Annotated in this window: 9 protein-coding genes; 3 read left to right on the top strand and 6 right to left on the bottom strand. The window is 54.7% G+C overall.

What is annotated here, in order from left to right; translation table 11 throughout:
- From AB1A64_RS21750 to AB1A64_RS21725, 6 genes are all read right to left on the bottom strand, one after another.
- The coding region (locus AB1A64_RS21750; RefSeq protein ID WP_366554178.1) for a four-carbon acid sugar kinase family protein at positions 1 to 703 on the bottom strand (703 nt) is incomplete at its 3' end.
- Entirely contained in the window at positions 700 to 1497 is a 798-nt protein-coding gene (locus AB1A64_RS21745; RefSeq protein ID WP_366554176.1) for an N-acyl homoserine lactonase family protein, read from the bottom strand. The genes AB1A64_RS21745 and AB1A64_RS21750, both read right to left, overlap by 4 nt.
- Positions 1494 to 1781, bottom strand: coding sequence for a putative quinol monooxygenase (locus AB1A64_RS21740; protein WP_366554174.1), 288 nt, complete (start codon positions 1779 to 1781; stop codon positions 1494 to 1496). Before AB1A64_RS21740 ends, AB1A64_RS21745 begins: the two co-directional genes overlap by 4 nt.
- Positions 1781 to 3292: a tripartite tricarboxylate transporter permease gene (locus AB1A64_RS21735; protein WP_366554172.1), complete on the bottom strand. Its 1512-nt coding sequence runs from the start codon at positions 3290 to 3292 to the stop codon at positions 1781 to 1783. Before AB1A64_RS21735 ends, AB1A64_RS21740 begins: the two co-directional genes overlap by 1 nt.
- Positions 3293 to 3296: 4 nt before the next feature.
- The gene (locus tag AB1A64_RS21730; RefSeq protein ID WP_366554170.1) at positions 3297 to 4046 is read right to left on the bottom strand and encodes a hypothetical protein; all 750 of its coding nucleotides are present in this window, start codon (positions 4044 to 4046) and stop codon (positions 3297 to 3299) included.
- A 57-nt stretch (positions 4047 to 4103) separates the two neighbouring features.
- On the bottom strand, positions 4104 to 5111 hold the full coding sequence (locus AB1A64_RS21725; protein WP_366554168.1) for a tripartite tricarboxylate transporter substrate binding protein: 1008 nt from the start codon (positions 5109 to 5111) through the stop codon (positions 4104 to 4106).
- A gap of 135 nt (positions 5112 to 5246) precedes the next feature.
- On the opposite strand from AB1A64_RS21725, the gene AB1A64_RS21720 reads away from it, so the two are divergent.
- Genes AB1A64_RS21720 through AB1A64_RS21710 form a run of 3 tightly spaced genes read left to right on the top strand, consistent with a single transcriptional unit; the run spans position 5247 to position 8037 of the window.
- Positions 5247 to 6335: an isocitrate/isopropylmalate family dehydrogenase gene (locus AB1A64_RS21720; RefSeq protein WP_366554166.1), complete on the top strand. Its 1089-nt coding sequence runs from the start codon at positions 5247 to 5249 to the stop codon at positions 6333 to 6335.
- Positions 6332 to 7363, top strand: coding sequence for a Gfo/Idh/MocA family oxidoreductase (locus AB1A64_RS21715; RefSeq protein WP_366554164.1), 1032 nt, complete (start codon positions 6332 to 6334; stop codon positions 7361 to 7363). The genes AB1A64_RS21720 and AB1A64_RS21715 overlap by 4 nt, the downstream gene beginning before the upstream one ends.
- Positions 7360 to 8037 (top strand): GntR family transcriptional regulator, encoded by a 678-nt coding sequence (locus AB1A64_RS21710; protein ID WP_366554162.1) that lies wholly within the window; start codon positions 7360 to 7362, stop codon positions 8035 to 8037. Before AB1A64_RS21715 ends, AB1A64_RS21710 begins: the two co-directional genes overlap by 4 nt.
- The last annotated feature ends 154 nt before the right edge of the window (positions 8038 to 8191 follow it).

Raw genomic sequence — 8191 nt, 5'->3', positions numbered from 1 at the left:
CGAAGTTTCTGGGTAGGCCCAATGCTATCCCGGATCCCCCGGAAATGAGCTGGGCATCCTTCAGAGCCTCGCCCCAGGCCAGCAAATCCGCGTCCGAAATCGCATCACCGATCACAAAGCGCTCGTCGGCGTTCTGCAACGCATTAGCAATCGCCTCTGACCCTTGCTTCACGGCGTCAATTGATACCAACCCAACCGCTTCGTCGGTTTGATGCTGCAACCATCGCCGGATGTTCGCATCCGTCATCGGAGTAAGAGGGTGATTTTCCATCCCGGACTCGTGCAACAGCTTGCCGAGCACAAAAAGATGGCCCTGATAGATCGTTCGCCCAGTTGTCGGAAAGGCCGGGCAGAAAACCACCTTTTGCGCGCCCAGTTCGTTGGCCAACGCTTCCGCAACCGGGCCGATATTTCCCTCCATAGTGGAATCAAAGGTCGAACAATACTTGAAGATGAACTGCTGGCATCCTTGGTCCGCGAGCCACCGCAAAGCGCCAAGACTGTCTGCAACAGCTTCCTCGACCGGTGCAGTGCGGCTTTTGAGAGAGATCACGCCTGCTTCGATCTCGTTATCCGCCGAGGCGGTCGGAATACCCGGAAACTGAGCCGTTCGTAACCCACCTTCCGGCTCACAGCCCTTGGCCAAGGTGTTCGCAATATCACTCGCACCTGTAAAATCGTCCGCTATGACACCGATCTTCATAGTTTGATGTCCCTTGTTGGCCCGGGATCCAGCCTATGGATATGCGGTGCCGCTCCGACGGGAAAAATCTCTCGCACAAGTGGATCATGGCCGGGCACGATGAGTCGAGGGTGCGAGGCCAACCTCTCGAGCGTCTCGAAACCATCCATCATGTCTTGCAGGTCGACGACGATGGGAAACGCTTTGCGCGCCATGAAATTCTCATAGTAATGCGAGGCATCAGAGGCGAGTACCATCCACCCGGCTGCCGTTCTCACGCGAACGCATTGCAACCCGCGCGAATGCCCACCGATGCAGTGCACCGTGACCCCATCTGCAATCTCGGCTTCTCCATCGTAGAACACGACCTTGCCTGAATAGAGGCGCTTTACGACCTCGCACACATGGCCAGCCGTGAAAGGCGCACGTAGGTGGTCATGGCACATGCAGGGGCCTGTGGCGAAGGCCATTTCCGCCGACTGTATGTGCAACTTTGCGTTGGGGAACATATGCAGCCCCCCTGCGTGGTCATAGTGAAGATGGGTCACGATGACCTCAGTCACCGCTTCCGGCGCGATGCCTAAGGGTCGCAAAGCCTCGCGAGGGTCCATCGCGATGGGACGACCACGGGCGGCAGCCTCTTCGGTATCGTAACCAGTATCAACCAAAATGACTTTGTTGCCGCGTTTGAGCACCCAAACGAAATAATCCATCGCATGAAGCGCGTTGTGATTATCATCAATGATGAAACTATCAGCTCGCGTCCGGGCATTTCGATCCGCGTATTTCACCGCGTGGATTTCCCAATCGTTCATCGGATGACCTCGGAATACTGGTGAACCACCTTGGTGGCGATCATATCAGCCACAGCCGTATCGAAGGACCGAAAATGCGCACTTTCTAGGTGTACAGAGAAGGCCGCGCTGTCATCATAAACCTCATAGAGAAAAACTGTCTCGGGATCGTCGCCGAGGCAAACGTCAAACTGCTGACATCCGGCTTCGTCACGCAAAGAGGTTGAAGCGTTTTCGACCATCAGCGGTAAAAAAGTGTCTCTCGTACCGGGTTTGAGAGTGAAAGTGACAGTGACTACAAACATCAGACAGAAAGTCCTTTCAGACGTGAGAAAGCGCGCTTTGCAACGGGCAGCTGGCTGAGGATCAGACCAATGTTGAGTACCAGCAGAATGGCCGCACCGGGTCGCGAAAAGAAGACCGAAAGATCCCCATCCGACAGGAACAGCGACCGGCGGAAGGTTTCGTCAAACAGGCTGCCTAGAATAACCCCGATTACCAACGGCGCGATTGGGTATTTCATCAAGTTCATGAAATAGGCAACGGCGCCTACTCCAAGCATCAGGTAGAGATCATTGATGCCACCACCAACGCTGAAAGACCCAATTGTTGTCAGAACCATAACGACGGGCAAGAAGATGGTCTGCGGGATGGCGAGTATTTTGATAAAGACCCGAGCCGTGAAAAGCCCCATCAAGAACATTGTCAGGGAGGCCAGCACAAGGATTGCAACCACGCGCAGAATGATCTCGGGATCAATCGTCGGTCCCGGGATCACGTTGTTAATTTTGAAAGCGCCCATCAAAGCGGCGGCCGGTGGCGAACCAGGAATGCCCAACACCAGAAGCGGGATCAGAGCACCTCCAATACAGGCGTTGTTTGCGGTCTCTGAGCACAGCAGACCTTCCAAAGAGCCTTTTCCAAACTTGTCGCCCTCGGCAGATACGGTCTTGCCGACACCGTAGCTAACCCAACCGGCGACATCTTCACCGACGCCAGGAAGTGCTCCTACCCCCGTCCCAATCACCCCTGACCGGCCAATCGTGGGCAGGTAGCGTCGGATGGAGCGAAGGTTCGGAAGAATGCGGCCTTTCAGGGCCAGAACTTTCCCGGCCTCAACGTGCCTCAAACCGTCGATGATTTGGGGTATAGCAAAAGCCCCCATCAAAACTGGCACGACTTGAAACCCGCTCATCAGATAAGGCCAACCGAAGGTATAACGAGGTTCAGACAACAGAGGGTCAAGCCCTACCATGGACATCGCAAGCCCGATCAGACCGGCGATCCATCCCTTAATCACCAGGTCTTCGCTCATCAAAGTGCCAGAAAGCAGAATGCCGAAAAGGGCAAGGAGAGCTTTCTCCGGGCTTGCGATGTTCTTTGAAACCAAAAGCAGCGCCCAGACAAAAATCAAAAGCGTGATGGTCCCGATAACTGTGCCAATGAAACTGGCCGTCGTGGTCAGCCCAAGTGCTTCACCCCCTCGACCCGCTTTGGCCAGTGGGTAGCCATCCATGGCTGTCGCCGCGCTGGCTGCTGTGCCCGGAATGTTCAGCAGAATAGACGGGTAAGAGCCGCCGTAAATCGCGCCAACATAGGCCCCGAGCAAAGCGATAAGCGAATAGTCCAACGGGATTTTGTTGCCGAAGAAACCCGTCAAGATCGTCACTGCCAGGGTTGCCGTAAGGCCGGGCAATGCGCCGAATGTGATGCCCAGGAATACGGATGCGATTAAATACAGATAGGTCAGCGGGTCCACTGCCAGACCCACGAATGCAGTCCCAAATCCAGCCAGTTGCGAAAGAATAAAGTCCATCCGGTCAGTCTTTCCATAGCGGACGAAGCGTCACGTAGTAGTGGTATTCGATTTGCTTGAAGATCAGCCCGCCGCGCGCGGGCACGTTCTGCCGGAAAACAAAGGCCATCGCACAAACGAGGATGAGCGGGGCAAGTATTGCCACCAATGGAACGAACCGCAAAACGCGTTCAGAAGCCGCTTTGGTCAACACCACTAGTGTTAACGCGACCCACAAGGCCAGTGTAAACCAATCATCGCCGTGTGCATTCCAATCCGCCTGAGCAGGAAACACGGCGAACGCAAACAAACCGGCGACGACAACTGCGATACAGGCCACCAAAGCACGCCGCGCGTGACCGCCGTAGTAGCCGTAAGTCAAAGCTGTAATCAGTAACCCCGAGCACAAAATGAAGTCCACTCTGGGAACCAGTCCGACGACATATGCAAGAAGGATCAGGCCTAGTGTTGAAGCTCGATAGGCTTCCGACTTGTCCCATCCGATCCCTAGAGCGCTGGCCGCGTTTTTGGCACCGCCAGAGCGGATCGAAATAGCCAACAAAATGAACGACAAAACAAGTAATCCACCGAAGATGAACAACGGTACAATTGCTGCCGAGTTGTACCAGTCCGACCCACTAACACCTGCGCGGTTTTCACCCCAAAACGGGATGTCCGACGTCTTCCAAAGGAAAAAGGTGGAAATTGCTATCAGGACAATCGATGCCCAGAAATCACGCGCCCGCATGATCAGTGTTTCGTCAGGTTTGTCCATTGCCTGCCTCTTGTCGGAAAGGGCGCGATCGGGCGCACCCTTTCAAAAGTGATTGGATTAGGGCTTTGCTATACCCAGCGACGCGGGATCGACCGTGGCAGCACCAAGATCCTGCAAGGTATAGGCAAAGGTAGCTTCGAGGTTCGCAAACAGCTCTTGAGCTTCCTCGCCGTGTTGACCTCCGACATCATAATTGTTTGCCGCGGCCCATTCGGCGACAGTATCGGACGCAATCGCCTGTTCGAATGCATCGCCAAGGGCAGCCTTGACGTCGTCTCCAGCCGAGCTGTGGACAGCAAACCCAATTGCCTGTTTGAGCGGCAAGTATTGATCGAGTCCGTCATAAATCCCAAAGGCGGAAGGCACCGTTGCCCCTGCAATCTGCGCGTCTTCGGGCGTCAGCATCGCGAGCGGCTTCAATTGACCGCCTTCGATCAACGGGGCCTGTTCAGCTAGGGAAGTCACAACCAACGCAACTTCACCCGCTATCGCTGCTTCCTGACCTGGCGCTGAGCCTTTGTATGGAACAAATTTGAATTCAGTCCCGGCCCCCTTCTCGATGGCCAGAAGGTTCAAGTGGTGGATCGAACCCGCGCCCGAAGCCGCCGCTGGAATAGTGCCAGGAGCAGCTTTTGCGGCGTCGACCAGCTCTTCCAGAGTATTGTAAGGGCTGTCCGCTGGAACCGAGATCAGATCAGGCGATCCACCAACAATGAACGGGTACCAAAAATCAAATTTCTTATCCCAACCACCCTGCACAGCAGCGGTGACGTTCGACTCTGACAGACCAACCAATGTGTAGCCATCGTCTGGTTGGTTCATGACGTAGACCATGCCGTTGGAGCCTGCGACCCCACCTGTTTGATTGATCACGTTGATTGAGACCGGAAGGTGCTTTTCCATCTCGGCCATGATCATTCGGTTGATCGTATCCGTACCTCCTCCGGCCCCCCAGACCACAGCTGTGGTGATATCACGATAGGGATAATCCTGCGCAACAGCTGCCCCTGCAATCCCGGTCGCCATCGCGGCTGCGGCCGCCAACCGTCCTAGCTTTAGTTTCATTTCCAAGTCCTCCCAAACAACTTTGCGTTTATTATTGCATTTATTTGCGTATACATTAAAGAATGCGTTGTCAACGGACTGTAGTGAAAGCTGCTATCGCGCTATGAATGCGAAACGGGAAGGAAGCGGGCTAAGATGAAGAGAAGTTATGATGTGGCAGTGTTCCAGGGGGACGGAATCGGCCCGGAAATTATGGCCCCTACGCTTGAAATCCTGCGTCAGCTCTCGCGCGGCAGTCCTTCCTACGAACTGGTGTTTACAGACGCTCCGGCGGGCGCAGGCCACTACGCCAAAACTGGAGAATCGTTTCCAGCTGGGTCACTCGAAACTGCACGCAACGCCGACGCGATTCTGCTATCTGCAATGGGTTTGCCGGATGTTCGCTACCCAGACGGAACCGAGATTTCACCGCAGATCGATCTGCGAAAGCAACTGGGGCTTTTCGCTGGTGTGCGACCAGTAAAGGTAACCAGCGGACAAATGACCCCCTTGGCGCTGCCTCCCGGAAAAGAGATCGACTTTGTCTTGATACGCGAAAGCACAGAAGGGCTGTTCTTCACCCAAGGCGCTGGTGAAGTCACCGAACACGATGCGCGTGAGACTCTGCTGATCACTCGTGAGGTGTCCGAAAAACTGTTCCGTTTCGCGTTTGAACTCGCCCAGAACCGCAAAAAAACCGGACGCGGCCGGGGTCGAGTTACATGTGTCGACAAAGCCAATGTATTTCGCGCCTTTGCGTTCTTCAGATCGATGTTTGATGCAGAAGCGGCACACCATCCCGAATTGCAGGCAGACCATGCCTATGTTGATGCCACCGCTCTATGGATGGTTCAAAAGCCTTGGGAATTCGATGTATTGGTGACTGAGAACATGTTCGGAGACATCCTCTCCGACCTTGGCGCGGGTCTCATGGGTGGTCTTGGACTGGCTCCGTCAGCGGATATCGGATTGAATCATGCTGTATTCCAACCCTGCCATGGTTCCGCTCCAGACATTGCAGGACAGGGTATTGCCAACCCTTTTGCGATGATCCTGTCCGCGGCAATGATGCTGGAATGGTTGGGTTTGACCCGTGATCACCCAGGCCTGTCCAATGACGGCGAACGATTGCGTGAAGCCGTGGAAAAGGTGACTGCGAACGGACAAAACCTGACGCGTGACCTAGGTGGCACCGCCGGAACGCAGGACGCAGCCTCATCGGTATTGGAAGCATTGCGGGCATGAATACTCAACAAGCCATCAGGGTCGCGTGTGTGGGTGCGGGGTATTTCAGCAGGTTCCACTACGAAAGCTGGTCCCGAATGCCCGGAGCGGTTCCGATTGCATCCTGCAACCGTGATATCAACAAGGCGAAGGAAACAGGACTGGCCGCTTACGACGATCTGTCAAAAATGCTGGAGGCGGAAAAACCAGATCTCGTGGACATCATCCTTCCACCTGTGGCGCAGGCCGCCGCCATCCGAACGGCACTGCGGTTTGGTATCAAGTGGCTGATCTGCCAAAAACCTTTCTGCATGTCATTGGATGAAGCTAAGAAGATCGTTTCCGAGGCTGAAGCATTAGGCGCAACTATTGTCGTGCATGAGAATTTTCGCTTTCAGCCCTGGTATCGAGCGATCAAGGTAGCGATGACCGAAGGTCGAATTGGAACACCTCTACAAGCGACTTTCCGGCTTCGGCCCGGCGACGGACAGGGACCACGCGCCTACCTTGACCGGCAGCCGTACTTTCAGGACATGCCACGTTTTCTGGTGCATGAAACAGCGGTTCACTGGGTAGACACATTCCGATTTTTATTCGATGCGCCCAGCGCAGTTTATGCGGATTTGCGCCAAGTTAACCCCGTTATCGCGGGCGAGGATGCAGGTTTCATCCTGTTTGATCACCCCAACGGTTTGAAAGCTCTGTTCGATGGCAACAGATGCCTTGACCACAGTGCCGAAAACCTGCGTCAAACCATGGGCGAAGCGCTCATCGAAGGAACCGAAGGATCACTGGTTCTTAACGGCGACGGTTCAGTAGAACTCCGCGTTTTTGGAGAACAAGAGCGACAGCAGATTCTACCTCCAAGCGATCATGATGGGTTTGGAGGCGACTGCGTCCACGCCTTGCAAAGTCACGTCGTTTCAGGCCTTGTAAAGGGCACGCCGCTGGAAAACACGGCCCGAGATTATTTGAATGTGATCCGCATCGAAGAGAACATCTATCTCTCGGCTGCGGAGGGGCGAAAGATCAACCTGGAGACGCCGTGAAGGATCAGGACAACAGAACTCTTTCCAATACGCAACGCGCTGTTAGGGATTTGCGAAAGATGATCCTGTCCGGCGAACTTGCAGCCGGGACTGACCATCTGGAGTCGGAACTCGCTGAAACTCTGGGCATGTCCCGCACCCCAATACGGGAAGCTGCGCTGATGTTGGAAAGTAAGGGGTTGCTGGAAATGCGGCCCCGCAAAGGTGTACGGATACTGCCCGTTTCATCAGACGATATGCGTGAAATTTACGACATACTAACGGAACTTGAGAGTCTCGCAGCACAGCGCGCCGCCGAAGCGGGTTATTCAGAAGATGAACTAGCGGTACTTGCTGGATCAATTGCAAAGATGGACCAAGCCATCGAAGCCGAAGACCTTGAAGCCTGGGCCGAGGCCGACGAGTTGTTTCATCAGGAGCTCGTTCGGTTGGGCGGCAACAAACGGGTCGAAGCGATTGTTGCCATGATGAGCGACCAGGTGCGCCGCGCACGCGCAACGACATTGTTCATCAGGCCCCTGCCCGTCAAATCCAATGAAGATCACCGAGTCGTTTTCCAAGCGATTAGTGAAGGCCAACCGGATGTCGCCCGTGAACGCCATCGAGAACACAGGCTGCAAGCACAGGCTATGCTTTGCGGGATACTTGAAAAGCATCGGCTCAACAGCCTCTGATCTTCTCGCATCCGGTCGTTATCTCCTTGCTAAAGGGTTCTTGATAGATACGCTTCGGTGGTTTGCTTGGATCAGACTTATGCCCTTTGACTATCGTGGTTTAGCCGAGCCCAACCACGTCGCATAACGGCCCTGGCTGAGTATTTGCGCCGCA

Source organism: Ruegeria sp. ANG10 (assembly GCF_040705255.1).
GTDB lineage: Bacteria > Pseudomonadota > Alphaproteobacteria > Rhodobacterales > Rhodobacteraceae > Ruegeria.
This window is presented reverse-complemented; position numbering and strand designations above follow the sequence as displayed.